This is a genomic window from Streptomyces jumonjinensis (genome assembly GCF_009600885.1).
GTDB classification, from domain to species: Bacteria; Actinomycetota; Actinomycetes; order Streptomycetales; family Streptomycetaceae; genus Streptomyces; species Streptomyces jumonjinensis.
This window is the reverse complement of the sequence record NZ_VCLA01000170.1, coordinates 107,638-124,887: the sequence shown is the minus strand read 5'-3', so window position 1 is coordinate 124,887 and position 17,250 is coordinate 107,638. Positions and strand designations below refer to the sequence as shown.

The window sequence follows — 17,250 nt, the reverse complement described above, 5'->3', positions numbered from 1 at the left end:
TCCGGCTCCGGCCGATCTCCCCCCGGCCGGTCGCTCTCCGGCCGGTCGCTCTCCGGCCGGTCGCTCTCCGGCCGGCCTCTCCCCGCCCGATCGTTCTCCGGCTGATCGTTCTCCGGTCGTTCGCTCTCCGGCCGGTCCTGCTCCGACCGTCCGTGCTCCGGCCCGTTGTTCACAATTCCGTTCCCAGTCCGGTCGTCCAACGGCCCGTCCGGCCCATACCGCTCAAACCTGTTCTTGTCGCCGCTCATGCCGTGGCCTCCATGGAGACACGCAGCGCCTTGATGCCACGGGAGCCGTACGCCTTCACCGAGCCGAGGGATATCCCCAGCGTTTCGGCGACCTGCGCTTCCGTCATATCGGCGAAGTACCTCAGCACCAGCACCTCGCGCTGACGGCGCTGGAGCCCGCGCATGGCTTTGATCAGCGCGTCCCGCTCCAACTGGTCGTACGCGCCCTCCTCCGCGCTCGCCATGTCCGGCATCGGCTTGGACAGCAGCTTGAGCCCGAGGATGCGGCGGCGCAGCGCGGACCGGGAGAGGTTGACCACGGTCTGCCGCAGATAGGCGAGGGTCTTCTCCGGGTCGCGTACCCGTTTGCGCGCGGAGTGGACGCGGATGAACGCCTCCTGCACCACGTCCTCGCAGGAGGCCGTGTCGTCGAGGAGGAGCGCCGCGAGGCCGAGCAGGGACCGGTAGTGGGCCCGGTAGGTCTCGGTGAGGTGGTCGACGGTGGTGCCCGCGGCCGTGGTCGCGTCGCCGCCGTCGCGCTGCGCGGGGATGCTGGTGGCGCGGGGAGAGGGCATGGGGGCGATCACCGGCATGCCGCCGGGCTGGCGGTTCCCTCGCCGCGGGCGCACCGGAGCGCCGCGCACCGCGGTCGCGGCGCCCCCGCTCTCCGCGCCCGCGGGTTCCCCGGGACCGGCCGGGCCGCCGCGCACCGCACCACGGCGTGCCGGGACCACTGGACCGCCGCGGAGCAGGCGCATCGGCGAGCTGCGTACGGGAACCACCCCTGGGATATCGAGTACCTCTGCCACGCCTGTTGGACATGCCGACCGTCAACAGGGTTGTACGCGTACGCCAACGGATTTGACGGCGCTCTTTTTGCCCTCATGCGCACTCGCTCTTCCCCAATGCCCCATTTTTCGCGGCGCGGTGTAGAGGTGACCGCCAAGACGCCTCTCACCCGGTCGCCGGTTGCAGAACAGAGGAGCGAATTTTCAGCCATCCCCAGATCTGGACCCAAAGGGTACAGACCTTCGAGTCACGCACAGCCTGACCACAGGATGTCCACAGATCCTACAAACCGAGACCGCTCCCATGTACCAGACGTGATCATGAAACGGCCTGCTCAGAGGGCGACTTGACCGCAGGCCGAACCCCCGGCCCGAGACTCCGGATCGAACCCCCGGCCCGACCCCCCGGCCCGAAACCCGGCCCGGGTTCAAAGCTACGACCAGGACCAGAGGCCGGGGCCCATCACGCCGTGATCGCCCGGCGGAGGTTTCAGAGAAGGAACTCCGCGGCGACCGACTCCGCGATCTGCGCGGAATTCAGCGCGGCGCCCTTGCGGAGATTGTCGCCGCAGACGAAGAGGTCGAGCGCGCAGGGGTCGTCCGGCGACCGGCGGACCCGTCCCACCCAGGTGGGATCCGTACCGGCCACATCGACGGGCGTGGGGAAGTCGCCCGCGGCGGGGTCGTCGTAGAGCACCACCCCCGGCGAGGTGGCCAGGATCTCATGGGCCCGCGCCACCGTGACCTCGTTCTCGAACCGGGCGTGCACCGCGAGGGAGTGCACCGTCAGCACCGGCACCTGTACACAGGTCGCCGCCACCCGCAGCCCCGGCAGGCCCAGGACCTTGCGGGTCTCGTCCCGCAGCCCGAGCTCCTCCGAGGACCAGCCGCCGTCCTCCACGGCGCCGGCCCAGGGCACCACATTGAGCGCGAGCGGGGCCGCGAAGGGCCCCAGTCCCCGTTCGCCCACGGCACGGCGTACGTCCCCGGGGCCCGCGCCCAGTTCCGTCCCGGCGACCAGGGAGAGCTGCGACCTGAGTGCTTCCACCGCGCCCCGGCCCGCGCCGCTGACGGCCTGATAGGTCGAGACGACCAGCTCGCGCAGCCCGAACTCGGCGTGCAGCGCGCCCACCGCCGGAAGCATGGCGAGGGTGGTGTCGTGCGGGCTCGCGACGATGCCGCGCGGACGGATCCGCGCGGCATGGGGGTTGATCTCGGGGACGACCAGCGGCACATCCGGATCGAGCCGGAAGGCGGCGGAGGCGTCCACGGCCACCGCGCCCTTGGCCACGGCGATCGGGGCCCAGCGCGCCGCCACCTCGGCGGGCACCAGGAAGAGCGCGACGTCGACGCCCGCGAGGGCGTCCTCGTCCAGCGCGTACACCTCGCACTCCTCACCGCGCACGGCCAGCTTGCGGCCGGCCGAGCGCGGTGAGGCGACAAGGCGTATCTCTCCCCAGACGTCCGCGTGCTGGGAGAGGATCTGGAGCGTCACCGCACCGACGGCTCCGGTCGCTCCGACGACCGCGAGCGCCGGCTTACGGGTCATCGCCCGGTGCCTCCGTAGACCACCGCTTCGTCGGCGTCGCTGTCGAGCCCGAAGGCGGTGTGCACGGCGCGCACCGCCTCGTTCACATCGTCGGCACGCGTCACGACCGAGATGCGGATCTCGGATGTCGAGATGAGCTCGATGTTCACACCCGCGTCCGCGAGCGCCTCGAAGAAGGCGGCGGTGACCCCGGGGTTGGTCTTCATCCCCGCGCCGACCAGCGAGATCTTCCCGATCTGGTCGTCGTAGCGCCGCGAATCGAAGCCGATCTGACCCTTGGCCTTCTCCAGCGCGTCGATCGCCTTCACACCGTCCGTCTTGGGGAGGGTGAAGGAGATGTCGGTGAGGGCCGTGGCCGCCGCCGAGACATTCTGGACGACCATGTCGATGTTGATCTCGGCGTCGGCGATGGTGCGGAAGATGGCCGCGGCCTCGCCCGGCTTGTCCGGCACCCCGACGACCGTGACCTTGGCCTCGGAGACGTCGTGGGCGACTCCGGAGATGATGGCGTGCTCCATCTGCTGGTCTCCCTGCGGCTCGTTGCTGACCCAGGTGCCGCGCAGTCCGGAGAAGGAGGAGCGGACGTGGATCGGAATGTTGTATCGGCGTGCGTACTCGACGCAGCGGTGCAGCAGCACCTTGGAGCCGGAAGCGGCCAGCTCCAGCATGTCCCCGGAGGAGATCCAGTCGATCTTCCGCGCCTTGGAGACCACCCGGGGGTCGGCGGTGAAGACACCGTCGACATCCGTGTAGATCTCGCAGACCTCGGCCTCCAGCGCTGCCGCGAGAGCGACGGCGGTGGTGTCGGAACCGCCGCGGCCCAGGGTGGTGATGTCCTTCTTGTCCTGGGACACACCCTGGAATCCGGCGACGATGGCGATATTGCCCTCGTCCAGCGCGGTACGGATACGGCCCGGCGTCACATCGATGATGCGCGCTTTGTTGTGGACCGAGTCGGTGATGACGCCTGCCTGGCTGCCCGTGAAGGACTGGGCCTCATGGCCCAGGTTTTTGATCGCCATGGCCAGCAGGGCCATGGAGATGCGCTCTCCAGCAGTCAGCAGCATGTCGAATTCGCGCCCGGCAGGGATCGGGGATACCTGCTCGGCGAGATCGATCAGCTCGTCCGTCGTGTCGCCCATCGCGGACACCACGACGACGACCTGATGGCCGTCCTTCTTGGTGTCGACGATTCGCTTGGCGACGCGCTTGATGCCCTCGGCATCCGCAACGGAGGAGCCTCCGTACTTCTGCACGACAAGGCCCACGTGCGCTCCTCGCTCGGTTCTCCACCACAGCTCTGTACTGCGGTCGGCTCAGTCTATCGAGCGGCCCGTCCCGATCCCCGGGCAGTCACATGGTGAGATGCTCTGCTCAGGTAGTGATCACGGCCGCGCTCGGGTCGACTACTGCCCGCCCGGGGCCGTTGTACGCGGAGTGTGTGGCGGCTCACAAGCCGTCTCCCACGGGGGGCTCTCCCACCGGGAAGTCCTCCCCCGGGGAAGCCTTCCACCAGGAAGTTCTCCACCGGGCCGGCTCAGCTGGTACGCACCCCGGTCAGCTGGTGCGCAGCCCGAGCGGAAGCGCGATCTCCTCGGCCATCACCCGTCCGGCGGCCTCCGCCAGTGCGTCGTCCGCCAGATCCTCGTCCGTGTCCAGCCCGTCCAGCTCCTCCAGCGGCTGGTCGAGACGGACGTGGGAGACCAGGGACTGAAGGGCCCGCAGGGTGCCGGACGCGGTGGGGCCCCAGTTGGAGAAGTACGAGAACTGCCACCACCACAGCGCCTCCGTGACACGGCCCGCCCGGTAGTGGGCCAGCCCATGGCGGAGATCGGTGACGATGTCGGCGAGGCTGTCGGAGATCCGGCAGGCCACCGGGGCCTTGCGCGGCTCATAGGGGTCGAAGACCTCGGAGAACACATCGACCGGGTCGAGCAGCCGGGCGAACCGCTCGCGCAGATCGGCCACATCCGGCTCCGGGCCGGTGTCCGGCTCCCACCGCTCATCCGGGACGATGTCCTCGTGCGCGCCCAGCCGGCCGCCGGTCAGCAGCAGCTGGGAGACCTCAAGGAGCAGGAAGGGCACGGCGCTGTCCGGCTCGTCACCCTTGGCGACCTCGGTGGTCGCGACGATGAAGGACTCGATCGAGTCCGCGATCTGGACCGCGAAATCGGCCGGATCCTGGTGCGTCGCGTGCAGCATGGCATCAGACATCGAGAAGTCGTCTCCCCTCGAAGGCACGCCCGAGCGTGACCTCGTCGGCGTATTCCAAGTCTCCCCCCACCGGCAGACCGCTGGCCAGCCGAGTGACCCTGAGGCCCATCGGTTTGATCATGCGCGCCAGATAGGTGGCCGTGGCCTCGCCCTCCAGATTGGGGTCCGTGGCGAGGATCAGCTCGGTGACCGTGCCGTCCGCGAGCCGCGCCAGCAGCTCACGGATGCGCAGATCGTCGGGGCCGACGCCCTCGATGGGGCTGATCGCCCCGCCGAGCACGTGATACCGCCCCCGGAACTCCCGGGTCCGCTCGATCGCGACCACATCCTTGGACTCCTCCACCACACAGATGACGGAGAGGTCCCGGCGCGGGTCGCGGCAGATGCCGCACCGTTCCTGCTGAGCGACGTTGCCGCAGATCGCGCAGAAGCGGACCTTGTCCTTCACTTCCAGCAGGGCATGGGCGAGCCGACGGACGTCGGTGGGCTCGGCCTGGAGGATGTGAAAGGCGATCCGCTGCGCGCTCTTGGGACCGACGCCGGGCAGCCTGCCCAGCTCGTCGATGAGGTCCTGAACCACGCCTTCGTACAACGGACTGCCTCTCCTCGGCCCCTACGGCTCGTACGTTAGTTGCTCCGCCGCGCCCTTAGAAGGGCAGGCCCGGCATGCCGCCCAGACCCTGGGCGAGGGGGCCGAGCTTCTGCTGCTGGAGCTGCTGCGCGTTCTCGCTCGCGGCCTGGACGGCGGCGACGACGAGATCGGCGAGCGTCTCGGTGTCCTCGGGGTCGACGGCCTTGGGATCGATGACGAGCCCGCGCAGCTCACCCGACCCGTTCACCGTGGCCTTCACCAGACCACCGCCCGCCTGCCCCTCGACCTCGGTCCGCGCGAGCTCCTCCTGGGCGCGGGCGAGGTCCTGCTGCATCTTCTGGGCCTGCTGGAGGAGCTGCTGCATATTGGGCTGGCCGCCACCGGGGATCACGGTCACTCCTGGCACTTCGACGATGTTGCTTCGGTATGCCGAGCCTACGTGGTCGTCCGGCGGCTCGCCGAACCCCGAGGCGACAACTCTTTCGAGTGAGTATCCTGCGGGTCCTCTACCTGATCACGACCCCCGCGAGGCCCGGAACCACGGGGATTTCCGCCGCATGGACCACCATTCGGCGGTAGTAAGGGCTTGCCGTCACCATGCACGCGCGAGGCAGGCGCAAGGAGTAATTGCCCCGTAACACGACGCGACACACAACATCAGAGGAGTTCCCCGGTGAGCCAGCCGGAGATGCAGCCCGGGGGGCCTGCCCGGGAGGAGCGCGGCGAGGTGCCGCGCGGTGATCTGACCGGAAGGCCGTTTCCGCTGGGCGACTGGGGCGAGCCCGCCGAACGCCTCGACGAGCTGTTCCGCTGGGTCGAGACCGGCGCGCTCCGCACGGTGGAGTGGTATCTGGCGGACCGGGTGTGGAAGCGGCGTACGGGCAGGGCGCTGCGCACCGGCGCGGCGGCGGGCTTCATCGCGGGCGCGGCGCTCCCCCTGGTCGATCTGACGGGCGCGCTCCCCGGGGCGGCGGGCTGGGGATATCTCTCCCTGCTCCTGGGTGCCGCGTGTCTGGCCTGCGACCGGTACTTCGGGGTGACCTCCGGCTGGATGCGCCATGTGGCGACGGCGCAGGCGGTGCAGCGCCGACTCCAGACGCTCCAGTTCGACTGGGCGTCGGAGAGCGTACGGGAGGTGCTGGGCCCGGCGGAGGGCACGGCGAGCGAGGCGGCCGAACGCTGCCTGAAGGTGCTGCGGAGCTTCTCGGAGGATGTGACGGAGCTGGTCCGCGCGGAGACAGCGGACTGGATGCGCGAGTTCGCGGGCTCCCCGGCCCCACTGACCCTCCACGCGGCGCCGCTGCCCGCACCCCCCTCCCCCCGCCCCCCGGACCCCATCCCACCGGGCCGCACCCCCCTCCCCCCGGGCACCCGCCCGAACATGCCCCGCCAACGCCCGCCGGAGTCGCCGCGCTGAACGCCGCTCCGGGTCCGCCCGGAAGACGATCAGGCCGCTCCCGTCTCTCCTGAGACGGACGGGAAGCACGGCCCGGCCGGGGGGTTCGCCTGGCCGGACGGCACGACAGAGTCTTTCCTGTCCCGATCACGCGACGGAAGAGGATCGACCCCGTGCAGCGACGACGACTGGTGCCCCTGATGGCGATCGGCCCGATGGCCTCGCCAGCTCCCGGGATCGCCACCGCCGCCCCAGCTCCCGCCAAGGGTGTGCTGGACCGGTACCCCCAGCAGAAGCCGGCGTGGAAGCGGTGCGACCCCGAGACTCCGGCCGCCTTCCAGGGCACGAAGGTCAAAGTGCCGCTGGACTACCGGCGGCCCGGTGGCAAGCAGATCGAGATCGCGGTCTCCCGGTGCCGAACGAGCGTCAAGGGCAAGCGCGCCGACTCCCAGACCCGCCGACCGCCCGCCCCGTCCTCGGGACGGTCTCACCGTACGAGAACGGCAAGGCTGCCTTCTGAACCATCATGTGCGGTGAGAACTCCGCCGCCTGGCCCCGCGACCCGGAGCACTACCGCAAGGAAGCGATCCGCGACAAAGCGCGCTACCCGCTGTCCCGCGCCCGCGCGGACGGGCGGGTGACCTCTTCCTCGGGCGAAAACCGGCGCAGGAGCGGGCAAGCAGGCCGCCCGGGGCATCGCCATCGAGAGCCCGGCCTTTCCCAGGTATCGCGTATTCCGGGAGCCTGCTCGGCTAGCGATCAATGATCGTCGCGGATCAAGATGCCTCAGCGGACCGAGGTGCGGTGTCGTCGGCTATCTGCCGAGCAGGATGGCGAAGACGAGGAACGCGCCGACGCTGCCGAGAAGAAAGAGCGTGGTGCCCCACCGGGCAAGTCGGTCGATGCGCCGCAGGGTGGTGCGGCGCAGGGTGGCAAAAGCCGCCGCGGAAGTGTCAGCAAGCTGGACAAGACGCGGACGCTGCGCGAGAGCAAAGGCCGCTGCGGCGAGGACGTACAAGAGGGCGGGTAGGGCGGCGGCACGGGTCGTCCAGCCGCCCGTGCGGCCGGAGATGTCGAGATACTGAAGCACTGCGAAGTGCACCGGGACACCGGCGGAAGACGCGGTCAGCATCGTCTTGCAGTACTCGGTGGAGGTCTGGCGCGAGGAACGTATCCACTCGGCCAGCTCCGGATCCGCTTCAGCGGCGGCGAAGCTGTGATCGGCGGCAAAAGGATCCGCTATCCGCAGGAATTGCTCGTTGGAGCCGATGGTGATGCGGCCCTCGAAGCTCTGGCGGGTCTCGGGGCAGACAAGTTGTACCGGCACCTCCTGTGTGCCCGCGAAGAGCAGTGGCTCGTTGTCAGGGCCGATGAGCAGGGCGAAGCGGTGACGGTGCGCGCAGTGCGGACATTCGGGCACGAGGTGCTGAAGGAGTCTCTGTCCCTGTTCACCCATGGTGGGCATGATGATACGGCGATATGGTCCCGGTCATGGGGGCATGGTGGCAACGGCGCAAGGGTGCTTCCCGGCGGGACGGGGGCACGGATACACCGGAGCAGGGCGGCTCCGGAGGCGGGCCGGAGATGCGGTTCGAGCGGACCATGAACGTCCGTCTGGATCCCCATAGCCACGATCAACGAGTTGCCTGGATCCGCGTGTTGGAACAGGCCGAAAAACAGTTGGAGCAGGAGAACCCGGAGCTGTACGGCTCGGGCGACAGGGGCCACACGATAGGCCAGAGCTGGCACATGACGATGACGATGTTCGGCATCCCGATGGTCTGCGTGCTCGTCGAAGGACGCCCCAGCCAGGGGACCGAGTCCATCCCCGTGGTCGTCAGGCTCTCCTGGCCGCAACTGCGTCACCGGATGCGCCGCTTCTTCGAGATCGGTGGGAGCGACATCGTCGCATTCGTGCACGACGGGCGATCCGGGCATGGCGTGAATCTCCTTGGCCGCGAGGGCGACCGGATCATCTACGAAGACCCCTGGCCTGGCGAATCACTGCTGTGCCGGCACCAGAACGCCGCGGGGATCGACGCCCGAGAGCACGGCGAGCACCAGTGGACGATCACCGAGGATGAGCTCGCCCGGGTGCTGGTCGGCGTCCACATCTGGCCGAGTCTCTGGGCGGAGGCGGGCGGGAAGCCTGGAGCGCTTCGTTACAGCAAATTGAGGGATTCGGAGTTCTGGTCTTTCTTCGGCATACACGAACGCACTGGCGCGGACGGTGACCAGGATGGGCCCCATCGCACTGTCCACCTCTCCACCGGCGGCTTCACGGACAAAGTTGCCCTGGAACTGGAATGCGACGGGCGCGACCGCATCACCTGCGCGACGCTCCAGCTGCGCGAAGACTGGGCTGTCTGCCCGCCCTGGGGCCTGAACCCCTTCGCGCTCGATATAGCCCGTTCCTTCATGGGCGCACTGATTCCCCTGGCCGACCGCGCGATGATGGAACAGGTGTTGCCGCCCCTCTCCCCTCCGGAGGCGGCGGCGCTCCTGCGGGACGACTCGCGCCAAGGTGACCCGTCCTGGCAGCTCATGGCGGCGTACGTGGGCGGGACCCCGGATATATATCTGCGGTTTTCGATGTCGGCCCTGAAGGTGAGCCACCCGCGCGAGGGATGGATCCGGGCCGAGATCAGCACATTCTGAGGCGGCCTGCCCGGTCTTGGCGTCCTTCACCCAGAACTGGAGCTTCACCGGACGGTCCGAGTGACCCGTCTGGCTCTGGCCCAAGCCCTGTCCCCTTGTCGAAGCTGACCCGACTCGATGGGGTGACGTACTCGGGGTTCGCTCCCTCGTTCTGTGATGGTGCGAGTAGTCGTATGAGCATGGGACTAGGTGATCGACATCAGAAGAAGGACGTCGAAGCAGCCCTCCGCAGGGCGGAAGCATCCGGCCTTAAGGTGACGCACGACAAGAACCGGCATCGTTGGGGTTGGGTCATCTGCTGTCCATGCAAAGAAAGCGTGACCGTGTACAGCACCCCCAGAAGCGCAGGAGGAGCGGCGCATAGGGTCGATGCATTCATCCGACACCACCGGAACTGTGCGTAGTTGGTATTTCACCCTGCACACGCAAGAACCACTCACCCCGGAGCAGAACGACATCATGGATACCCATGACGTCTTCGCCGATAGCTTCATCGGCCGGGTACAAGGTCCGGGTTTCACTGATTTCGTCTGCTATTACGACACCGAGACCCTCACTGAGGCCATCGCAGAAATCCTGGCTCTCGTCGAATACGTTCCGGGTGTTCTCATCCGCAGTGTGGAGCTGAACCCCTTCGACCTGGAGAACAACAACATGGCGACCGCAGCCGTCGTGCGGCCACCCGATTGAGACCTGCCGGTAAACGAATGCGGAGTGCCCGCCCCCGCCTTACGGGAGGAGCACCCCGCACCGCGTTGCGGTCAGGCCGACGCCGCCGCGAACGCCGCGAAGGCGCTCCAGGCAGCGACGGGGACCATCAGGGCCGGGCCCTGCTTGTCCTTGGAGTCGCGGATACCGACCCGGTCGGAGAAGTCGGCAACCTCAACGCAGTTGTTGCCGGTGCCATCGCTGTACGACGACTTGAGCCAGGCGACCTCGACGCAGTTGTTGCCGGTGTCGCCGCTGTACGACGATTTGAACCAGGCGCTCTCGGGGGCCAGCTCGGTGGCCGGGGTGTGCGTGTTGATGGCTCTACTACCTTCTCGCTAGTTCGGTCAGGAATGCGATGGTTTCCTCGACCCCGAGGGCCACGCCCACCATCGCGTCGAACCGGCGCGTGAACCGGTTCACCTCGCGGGGCTTGTCCGATGCGGAAGCCGCGCCCCAGGCGTTGTCGGTCTGAACACGGGGCGGCAGTTCGCCGAGGTCCAGAATCGCGAAGTCGTGGTTTGAACGGTAGCCACGCCGGAAGGGGAGAATCTGTATCGAGACGTGGTCTTCGCGCGCCAGCCGGATGATCTCCTCGTACTGCTCGCGCATCACCTCGTCGTCCCCGACCGGGATGCGTACGGCTGCCTCGCCCAGGACGATGCGAAGACGCACGGGCCCCTCGCGCGTCAGCACCCTGTGTTTGCGCTCCATCCGGAGTTCGACATGACGTTTGACGAACTCGGCCGTCGTGTCCTCCACGGGGCGGCCCATTTCATAGAGGGCCTTGGCATATGCCTCAGTCTGAAGGAGGCTATAGATGACCGTCGGGTGGTAGGCGGCGATAGCGACCGCCTCTGTCTCTAGGCCGAGGAAGTGCGGCATGCCAGTAGGCAGAAAACTGCGGTACTGAGTCAGCCACTCCTCATTGGGCGCTTCACGGTTGAGCTCGATGAGCTGTTTGATCAGCTCGTCGTCCGTCACGCCGTACCGCTTCAACAGCGTGCGCAGATTGCCGATGTTCCGGCGGAAGTTGAGCTCGCCCAGTTCGATGCGGGCAAGCGTCGGCTCGGAGAGGTCTTTCAACCCCCGAACCGCTTCCTTCCGGGTCATCCCCTTCAGCCTGTTCTCCTCGATCGGCGGGCAGTTCTCACGCAACTGCCTCAACTGGATGCCTAACTCCAACCGTCGTCCGGTTGCTCCGCGTTTGGCTCCCACGTGTGCACCCTTCCACTTCCACTGTGCCAGTCAAGTACCGCTCTGCGCAGGGGACTGAGCGCTCTGCGCAGACGCCTCAGGGCTCTGCGCAGACTCGCGCATAGTCCAATTCAGAGGCTTGCTGAAAATTCAGGAGCGTTCAGCTTGCATGGCATTCGCCTTAGGCGTCACGGTAGTTGAGAGACAGCGCGATCCGGGCAGAGTTCCCAGTTCAGGGGGCTTGCGAACCCTTCCGCGCGCCCCCCTGACCCCCTCGCGGAGGACCTCGTCATGCCCACCACAACAACCCGCCCGGACGAGGGCACCCGGCGGCACCCCGGAACGGTCGCTCTCGATCGCCAGCCGATCACCAACGGATTCGATATGCGACTGTCCCGTACAGCCCTCCCGGGCGAGCCCATCGCCCAGCACGACCGGGCCTGGCCGGCTCTGATGCGCAGGCTCGGCGCGGCTCAGCTCCGGGTCTGGCGGCTCGACGCGCTCATCGAGTCGGCCGACCTCGTGATCTCGGAGCTCGTGACCAACGGGTTCCAGCACGGACGGGGCGATACCGTCGCGGTCCGGCTCTGGCGGACCGCGACGTACATCTGTATCGAGGTCGACAGCGGCCCCAGCCCCTGGAAACCCCGCACCCGCCAGCCCGACCCCTACGACGAGGGCGGGCGCGGCCTCCACCTCGTCGCCGCCCTCTCGGACACCTGGGGAATCACCCCGGACGGCTCCCGCACCTGGTCCGTCCTCGCCGCCCCCGATGAGAACCGGCTCAGCTGAAGACGGGGTCCGCCCCCGAAGCTACTCTGCTGCCCATGGGATGGGACACCGACGGAGCACCCCACACGGTCGCACTGGCTCGCACCGGACGCAGCGAGCAGGAGCCCGATCGACTGCCTGAAGTGCGCGAACTCGCCGAGTTCGGCTGGGAGCCGGCGCCGGACGCGCCGATGTGGGGCTTCCTGCCCTACGTATGGCCGGAGGACCGGCGGACTTGGGTACCCGATCGCTCGACACGATGGGCCGTGGAGACCCGGCTCGACGCCACTGGCACGATCACCGGCGCGACCTGCCAACCGCTGTCACAGCACGACCTCGACGTACTGGAGAACGACGCGAACACCGACCTGGCCGAGGCGGGCGTCCCGCCCCGGCCTCCGGGCCGGCTGTGGCTGCTCCGTCCGATCGCGGACCACGAAGACATCGACTCGGTTCTCGATCACCTCTTCACGATGGCCGAGACCCATGGCATCGAGGCGAGGTCGTCAGCCGCCTTCGCGGCGCTCTGCGCGGATGAGCTGAGGTCGCTCGACGCCACCGCTCGTGTGCGGCTCAGCTGAAGACGATCATCGACCCCTGCCCCAGACTCCGGGTCGCCGCCGCGTGCAGCCCCAGCCAGACGTGGCGTTCGCGGGCGAAGGGGCTGTCGTCGTAGGGGGTCGGGTCGGCGCGTTCCTCCAGGGAGGTCGGGCGGTCCGGTGGGGTCGGGGCGGTCGGGGGGTTGGTCGGGTCGATGCCGATCGCGGGGGCGACGAAGTCGAGTTCGCGCAGCAGGCCCTGGGTGGAGCCGAGCGGGCCGCCGCCCTCCAGCAGTTCATCGTTGGAGAGGGGGGCGGCGAAGTCGACCGGGACGTACGCGCCCGCGTGGTCGTAGTGCCAGACCAGATGGGAGTCCTGCGCCGTTGCCTCGAACATCTCCAGCAGCTGCTCGTAATCCCCGCCCAGTTCGTCCACCGGCGTCACGGCGAGCCCGCACAGCCTCAGCAGATACGCCCTGCGCAGGAAATGCAGCGCGTCGTAGTCGAACCCGGCGACCGGGGCCACGTCCCCGGAGAGTCCCGGCATATAGGCGAAGACGGGGACCGTGGGCAGGCCCGCGTCCGTCAGCGCCTTGTCATAGGCCGCCAGTTCTTCGGCGAAGGGGTTGCCGGGGCTGTGGCACAGCACATCGACAAGGGGGACCAGCCACAGGTCACAGGCCAAGGGAGGCTCGCTCTCGGGACGGAGTCGGACTTACGGCCACGGTCGGCGAAGGGCCCCGGTCAGCAGCCCCATCGCCGCACGCCTGCCCAACCGTCGCACACCCAGCCGCCTCCGCGCACGAGTGCCTGGGCATATCCGTTCCCCAACCACGGGAGTCGGGAGCACACCCGATCTCCCCGCCCGCTCATCCGTTCGGCTTTCCCACATCCCAGACCCACACCCCGCCGACCCGCTCCCCCGACCGGCCGAGGAGCGCCGACACCGTCTTGTGCAGCGCCTCCTCGTTGTACTGCGGCGGCAGCACCACCACTCCGGCGTGCCAGGCCGCCAGATCCGCCTTCGCCTGGTTCTGCCAGCTCGGGCCGATGTCCGGGACCTTGCCCGAGTCGCGGACCTCGCCGAACAGATTCGAGGTGTGGCGCGGGGTCGCGCCGTAGATCCCGACCCGGTCCGGGCCCCAGGGGCCGTTGAAGTACCCGCCCGCGACCGAGAAGCCGAGACCGGTCGACGACTGCCAGTACAGGACGTCCGCGTTCCCCGGGTTCGGCAGCGGGACCGTCACCACCGACTCGCCCTCGGCGAGATACGAGCGGTACATCCCCTCCGTGATGAACTCCGGCACCGGCGTCCGCTCCCGTACCGGATACGGCGTCGGCAGCACCGGCAGCAGCGCCGCCGCCACCGTCACCAGCCCCGCCGCCCGCAGGGAGCGGTCGAGGCCCTCCGCCAGCGCCAGCCGGTCCACCGCCAGCGCCGTCAGCATGCCGAGCACCGGGGCGCAGATCATCGCCACCCGGGACTCGATCACCGACTCGAACAGCGGCTGATTCGCCAGAAGCCGCCAGGGACCGGGCAGCACGATGTCCGTGAAGGGGATGCGGATCTTCACGCCCAGCGAGAGCAGCGCCGCCGCCACCGCCGTGAACGCCAGCGCCTTCACCACCGCCAGCCGCCACAGTGCCACGACCACGACCGTCCCGAGCGCCAGCATCGGCCAGCCGAAGAACGCGTTCTGCTCGGTCCGGTTCATCGCCAGTGGATCGGCCTGCTCATCGGTGCCCAGCAGCGAACGGCCCGCGAATTCGACGAACGCCAGCGGGCTGTTGCCCGTATTGGCCCCGTGCACCACATGCGTATAGCTCTGCGGGCCGAAGAACTGCCAGCCCAGCGGGAAGGCCACCAGCGGCAGACAGACCGCCAGACCGATCAGGACACCGCGCCCCAGCGGACGCCACACCGCCTTCGCCACATCGCGGCGCACCACCGCGTACGCCAGCGCGAACAGGATCATGCCCATCGCGGCGAGCAGCAGCGGCTCCTCGCCGAGGAAGATCTGATACGTCGCGAACAGGCCCAGCAGCACCCCGTCCCGTACGACAGCGCGCCCCGTGCACAGCTTCAGCGCCCGGTCGATGATCACCGGGATCATGAACAGCACCAGGAAGTTCGGATGGGCGTTGCCGTGCGAGATCATCGGCGGGGCGAAGGCGGCGAAGGCCGCTCCGATCGCCGCAGCCCAGCGGTTGGCGACCAGATGACGGGCGAGCAGCCGGTACCAGCAGAACGCCGTCGCCGCGAGCCCGACCGTCAGGACGAGCGCCCAGGTGACGGTCGGGCCGAGCAGCAGGGTCACCGGGGTGAGCGGCACGGAGAGGCCGAGCATCACCGTGTTCGCCATCAGGTTCACGCCCTCGGGATATCCCTGGAGGGTGGTGAACAGCGGATTGCGCAGCTGGGTCACATTCTCGGCGGTGACCCGGAAGAACCACTCCCACTGATTCTGGTCCTGGCCCGCGTCCGCGAGATAGCCCCGGTCCAGATCCGCCCAGAGGTCTTTGTAGAGGATCGCGGAGGCGAGCAGGAAGAGCAGGGCGACGAGCAGATCCACCCGCCGGACCGACCGGGCCCGCAGCCGCATCAGCTCCAGCAGGACCTTGCCGTAGTCCAGCGGCCTGACCTTGGAGCCCTCCTGGTGCGACCAGCGCACCGGGACCTCCGTCACCGGCCAGTCCCGGTGCCGGAAGAACCGGAGTATCTCGACGTCGATCCCCCACCCGTCCAGCCGGGAATCGGCGAACGCGGACCGCGCCTTCTCCCCGTCGAAGAGCTTGAAGCCGCACTGGGTGTCATGGATGCCCGGCACCGCGACCGCGCGTATCAGCCCATTGCCCATCCGGCCGAGCCATTCGCGCACCCGCCACTGATGGATCTCGATCCGGGACTCGGGGTGGGCGCGCGAGCCGATCGCCGCCGCCAGCTCCCCCTCGTTCAACTGCTGGTCCAGCTGGTCCAATTCCGCGATGGGAGTCGCGAGATCGGCGTCGGTGACCAGGACCCGGCGGCCGTACGAGGCGAGGACACCACGCCGTAGCGCGTCCCCTTTACCCCGGTTCACCCCGCTCCCGGAGGTGATCAGCTGGATGCGCGGCTCCTCGGCGGCGGCCTCTCTGGCGACCTCGGCCGTGCCGTCGGTGGAGCCGTCGTCCACCACGATCAGCTCCCACTCGCCCCAGCGCTCGGGATCCGCCCGCAGATGGTCGCAGATCGCGTCCAGGGTGGGGCGGAGCCTGCTCTCCTCGTTGTACGCCGGGACGACGACAGTCAGGCCCACGAAGCTCTCGTACCCAGCTCGGTACTCGACGCGCTCATGGGTGTGCCGTTCGGAGACGGGGTTCATTTTCACCGTTCCAGCCGATCCGCCCAGGCGAACGCCTGGTCGTTGTACGCGCGGATCACGTTCCGCGCAGCCGTGAGATCGCCGAGGTTCACCACGTCGATCAGTTCTTCGTGGCCGCTCCACAGCCATTGACGCCGATCCGGGTCGGCGCGGAGATGAGGCACCGCGAAGCCCCAGGTTCGCACCCGCAGCTGATGGAGGAAGCCACAGATATAGGCATTGGAGACAAGCGACCCCAACTCGTACCAGAAGCGAAGGTCATAGCCGATATGGATGTCCAGGTCCCCACAGCGGGCCGTCCGCGCGGCCTCCTCGGCCCGGCGTCGTACGGACACCAGCGCCACGGCGCTCACCCGGGTGCGGCCTTCGCGTTCCGCGTGGCGGATCACTCCGTCGATGACGAGGGAGCGCGACTCGACCATGGCCCGGTAGTCGGACGCCGAGAACCGGTGCACGCTGAAACCGCGGTGCTGGTCGGAGTCGAGGAGCCCCTGCGCGGTCAGATCGACCAGGGCCTCCCGTACGGGGGTCGCGGAGACCCCGTACTGTTCGGCGATCTGCTTGACCGTGAACTCCTGCCCGGGCAGCAGCCGCCCGGCCAGCACCTCGTCACGCAGCGCGTCCGCGAGCTGCTGCCGCAGGGTGCTGCGGGTCACAGCGGTGTTCGCGGCGCGTGTGCCGGGGCCGGGCATCGATGGCTTCTCCTTCGCCGGGGGTCCCGGACACGATAGGCCAGGAGGGACGAACCGGGTGAGGTGCAGGGTGCGTAACACAACGGGAGACGGGGTCTTCGAGGTTGCCACGGGGGACGGTCCGGCGATGCCGGAGCGCGCCGCCGAGGTGCGGGCGGCGTTCGCGGGGCTGGCGCAGATCCGGCGGCTCACCGGGGACGGCGGGGCTCCGGCGGACTGGGAGCGGCGGCAGCCGGTCCGGGCGGTGGCGCTGGCGCTGGAGGCGGGGGGCGTGCCGCCGTCCGCCGTGGGGGCGGACGGGGAGCGGGTGGCGAGCGGGTACCGGGTGCGGGCGGCGGACCGGGAGGGGGTCGTTTGGGTGGAGTGGGTAGGGGCGGCGGGGAGCGGGGCGGCGCACGAGGAGGAGGCGCGGCTGCGGGAGTGTGCGCGGGTGCTGGCGGGGGTGGGATGGGAAGCGCTGCTGTACCGGGGGGCCAAGCGGCGCAGGTTCCTTGAGGTGGAGGCTGCTCCGCGGGGGAGCTGAGCCCCTCGGGGTGGCGCCCCGCCCGGTGTCGGGC

Annotated in this window: 19 protein-coding genes; 7 read left to right on the top strand and 12 right to left on the bottom strand. The window is 68.9% G+C overall.

Annotated elements, in window-relative coordinates:
- Positions 1 to 244: 244 nt before the first annotated feature.
- From FF041_RS25425 to FF041_RS25400, 6 genes are all read right to left on the bottom strand, one after another.
- On the bottom strand, positions 245 to 820 hold the full coding sequence (locus FF041_RS25425) for a SigE family RNA polymerase sigma factor (RefSeq protein WP_153481052.1): 576 nt from the start codon (positions 818 to 820) through the stop codon (positions 245 to 247).
- A gap of 685 nt (positions 821 to 1,505) precedes the next feature.
- On the bottom strand, positions 1,506 to 2,564 hold the full coding sequence (locus FF041_RS25420) for an aspartate-semialdehyde dehydrogenase (RefSeq protein ID WP_153524955.1): 1,059 nt from the start codon (positions 2,562 to 2,564) through the stop codon (positions 1,506 to 1,508).
- Positions 2,561 to 3,832: an aspartate kinase gene (locus FF041_RS25415; protein WP_323392679.1), complete on the bottom strand. Its 1,272-nt coding sequence runs from the start codon at positions 3,830 to 3,832 to the stop codon at positions 2,561 to 2,563. The genes FF041_RS25420 and FF041_RS25415 overlap by 4 nt, the downstream gene beginning before the upstream one ends.
- Before the next feature lie 289 nt (positions 3,833 to 4,121).
- On the bottom strand, positions 4,122 to 4,778 hold the full coding sequence (locus tag FF041_RS25410) for a DUF5063 domain-containing protein (RefSeq protein ID WP_153524953.1): 657 nt from the start codon (positions 4,776 to 4,778) through the stop codon (positions 4,122 to 4,124).
- Positions 4,771 to 5,370 carry a recombination mediator RecR gene (gene recR / locus FF041_RS25405; RefSeq protein WP_153524952.1) on the bottom strand — a complete coding sequence of 200 codons (600 nt, stop codon included), beginning with the start codon at positions 5,368 to 5,370 and terminating at the stop codon, positions 4,771 to 4,773. The genes FF041_RS25410 and recR overlap by 8 nt, the downstream gene beginning before the upstream one ends.
- A 55-nt stretch (positions 5,371 to 5,425) precedes the next feature.
- A complete protein-coding gene (locus FF041_RS25400; RefSeq protein ID WP_323392732.1) occupies positions 5,426 to 5,761 on the bottom strand; it encodes a YbaB/EbfC family nucleoid-associated protein in 336 nt (111 codons plus the stop codon).
- Between the two features lie 282 nt (positions 5,762 to 6,043).
- On the opposite strand from FF041_RS25400, the gene FF041_RS25395 reads away from it, so the two are divergent.
- On the top strand, positions 6,044 to 6,787 hold the full coding sequence (locus FF041_RS25395; RefSeq protein ID WP_323392677.1) for an SLATT domain-containing protein: 744 nt from the start codon (positions 6,044 to 6,046) through the stop codon (positions 6,785 to 6,787).
- A gap of 793 nt (positions 6,788 to 7,580) precedes the next feature.
- Here FF041_RS25395 and FF041_RS25390 read toward each other — a convergent pair.
- Entirely contained in the window at positions 7,581 to 8,222 is a 642-nt protein-coding gene (locus FF041_RS25390) for a hypothetical protein (RefSeq protein ID WP_153524951.1), read from the bottom strand.
- 128 nt (positions 8,223 to 8,350) lie between these two features.
- Here FF041_RS25390 and FF041_RS25385 point away from each other — a divergent pair, with 128 nt between their 5' ends.
- The 3 genes from FF041_RS25385 (at position 8,351) to FF041_RS25380 (ending at position 10,114) form a co-directional block, all read left to right on the top strand.
- Positions 8,351 to 9,424 carry a hypothetical protein gene (locus FF041_RS25385; protein ID WP_153524950.1) on the top strand — a complete coding sequence of 358 codons (1,074 nt, stop codon included), beginning with the start codon at positions 8,351 to 8,353 and terminating at the stop codon, positions 9,422 to 9,424.
- Positions 9,425 to 9,603: 179 nt separating this feature from the next.
- Complete coding sequence (locus tag FF041_RS39345; RefSeq protein WP_228388627.1) at positions 9,604 to 9,828, top strand: hypothetical protein; 225 nt, start codon at positions 9,604 to 9,606, stop codon at positions 9,826 to 9,828.
- The gene (locus FF041_RS25380) at positions 9,794 to 10,114 is read left to right on the top strand and encodes a hypothetical protein (RefSeq protein WP_153524949.1); all 321 of its coding nucleotides are present in this window, start codon (positions 9,794 to 9,796) and stop codon (positions 10,112 to 10,114) included. The genes FF041_RS39345 and FF041_RS25380 overlap by 35 nt, the downstream gene beginning before the upstream one ends.
- A 71-nt stretch (positions 10,115 to 10,185) precedes the next feature.
- Here FF041_RS25380 and FF041_RS25375 read toward each other — a convergent pair whose 3' ends face one another.
- Complete coding sequence (locus tag FF041_RS25375) at positions 10,186 to 10,425, bottom strand: DUF397 domain-containing protein (RefSeq protein ID WP_153525059.1); 240 nt, start codon at positions 10,423 to 10,425, stop codon at positions 10,186 to 10,188.
- 34 nt (positions 10,426 to 10,459) lie between these two features.
- Positions 10,460 to 11,350 carry a DUF5753 domain-containing protein gene (locus FF041_RS25370; RefSeq protein WP_323392675.1) on the bottom strand — a complete coding sequence of 297 codons (891 nt, stop codon included), beginning with the start codon at positions 11,348 to 11,350 and terminating at the stop codon, positions 10,460 to 10,462.
- A 270-nt stretch (positions 11,351 to 11,620) separates the two neighbouring features.
- Between FF041_RS25370 and FF041_RS25365 the strand changes: the two genes are divergently transcribed.
- Positions 11,621 to 12,121 (top strand): ATP-binding protein, encoded by a 501-nt coding sequence (locus tag FF041_RS25365; RefSeq protein ID WP_228388617.1) that lies wholly within the window; start codon positions 11,621 to 11,623, stop codon positions 12,119 to 12,121.
- Positions 12,122 to 12,156: 35 nt separating this feature from the next.
- Complete coding sequence (locus FF041_RS25360; RefSeq protein ID WP_153524948.1) at positions 12,157 to 12,681, top strand: DUF5956 family protein; 525 nt, start codon at positions 12,157 to 12,159, stop codon at positions 12,679 to 12,681.
- Here the strand turns inward: FF041_RS25360 and FF041_RS25355 are convergent.
- The 3 genes from FF041_RS25355 to FF041_RS25345 form a co-directional block, all read right to left on the bottom strand.
- On the bottom strand, positions 12,674 to 13,324 hold the full coding sequence (locus tag FF041_RS25355) for a hypothetical protein (protein WP_153524947.1): 651 nt from the start codon (positions 13,322 to 13,324) through the stop codon (positions 12,674 to 12,676). The two genes, FF041_RS25360 and FF041_RS25355, sit on opposite strands and share 8 nt — an antisense overlap.
- Positions 13,325 to 13,508: 184 nt before the next feature.
- Positions 13,509 to 16,001, bottom strand: a complete 2,493-nt coding sequence (locus tag FF041_RS25350) for a dolichyl-phosphate beta-glucosyltransferase (RefSeq protein WP_153524946.1) — start codon at positions 15,999 to 16,001, stop codon at positions 13,509 to 13,511.
- 2 nt (positions 16,002 to 16,003) lie between these two features.
- Entirely contained in the window at positions 16,004 to 16,693 is a 690-nt protein-coding gene (locus FF041_RS25345) for a GntR family transcriptional regulator (protein ID WP_153524945.1), read from the bottom strand.
- Between the two features lie 127 nt (positions 16,694 to 16,820).
- Between FF041_RS25345 and FF041_RS25340 the strand changes: the two genes are divergently transcribed.
- Positions 16,821 to 17,216: a hypothetical protein gene (locus FF041_RS25340; RefSeq protein ID WP_153525056.1), complete on the top strand. Its 396-nt coding sequence runs from the start codon at positions 16,821 to 16,823 to the stop codon at positions 17,214 to 17,216.
- Positions 17,217 to 17,250 lie beyond the last annotated feature (34 nt).

Excerpts from the sequence above, each read along its gene's own strand:
- FF041_RS25420 (WP_153524955.1), bottom strand. The coding sequence starts at position 2,564 with ATGACCCGTAAGCCGGCGCTCGCGGTCGTCGGAGCGACCGGAGCCGTC.
- FF041_RS25410 (WP_153524953.1), bottom strand. The coding sequence starts at position 4,778 with ATGTCTGATGCCATGCTGCACGCGACGCACCAGGATCCGGCCGATTTC.
- FF041_RS25350 (WP_153524946.1), bottom strand. The coding sequence starts at position 16,001 with ATGAACCCCGTCTCCGAACGGCACACCCATGAGCGCGTCGAGTACCGA.
- FF041_RS25425 (WP_153481052.1), bottom strand. The coding sequence starts at position 820 with ATGCCGGTGATCGCCCCCATGCCCTCTCCCCGCGCCACCAGCATCCCC.
- FF041_RS25385 (WP_153524950.1), top strand. The coding sequence starts at position 8,351 with ATGCGGTTCGAGCGGACCATGAACGTCCGTCTGGATCCCCATAGCCAC.
- FF041_RS25390 (WP_153524951.1), bottom strand. The coding sequence starts at position 8,222 with ATGGGTGAACAGGGACAGAGACTCCTTCAGCACCTCGTGCCCGAATGT.
- FF041_RS25360 (WP_153524948.1), top strand. The coding sequence starts at position 12,157 with ATGGGATGGGACACCGACGGAGCACCCCACACGGTCGCACTGGCTCGC.
- FF041_RS39345 (WP_228388627.1), top strand. The coding sequence starts at position 9,604 with ATGGGACTAGGTGATCGACATCAGAAGAAGGACGTCGAAGCAGCCCTC.
- FF041_RS25340 (WP_153525056.1), top strand. The coding sequence starts at position 16,821 with ATGCCGGAGCGCGCCGCCGAGGTGCGGGCGGCGTTCGCGGGGCTGGCG.
- FF041_RS25365 (WP_228388617.1), top strand. The coding sequence starts at position 11,621 with ATGCCCACCACAACAACCCGCCCGGACGAGGGCACCCGGCGGCACCCC.
- FF041_RS25380 (WP_153524949.1), top strand. The coding sequence starts at position 9,794 with ATGCATTCATCCGACACCACCGGAACTGTGCGTAGTTGGTATTTCACC.
- FF041_RS25345 (WP_153524945.1), bottom strand. The coding sequence starts at position 16,693 with ATGCCCGGCCCCGGCACACGCGCCGCGAACACCGCTGTGACCCGCAGC.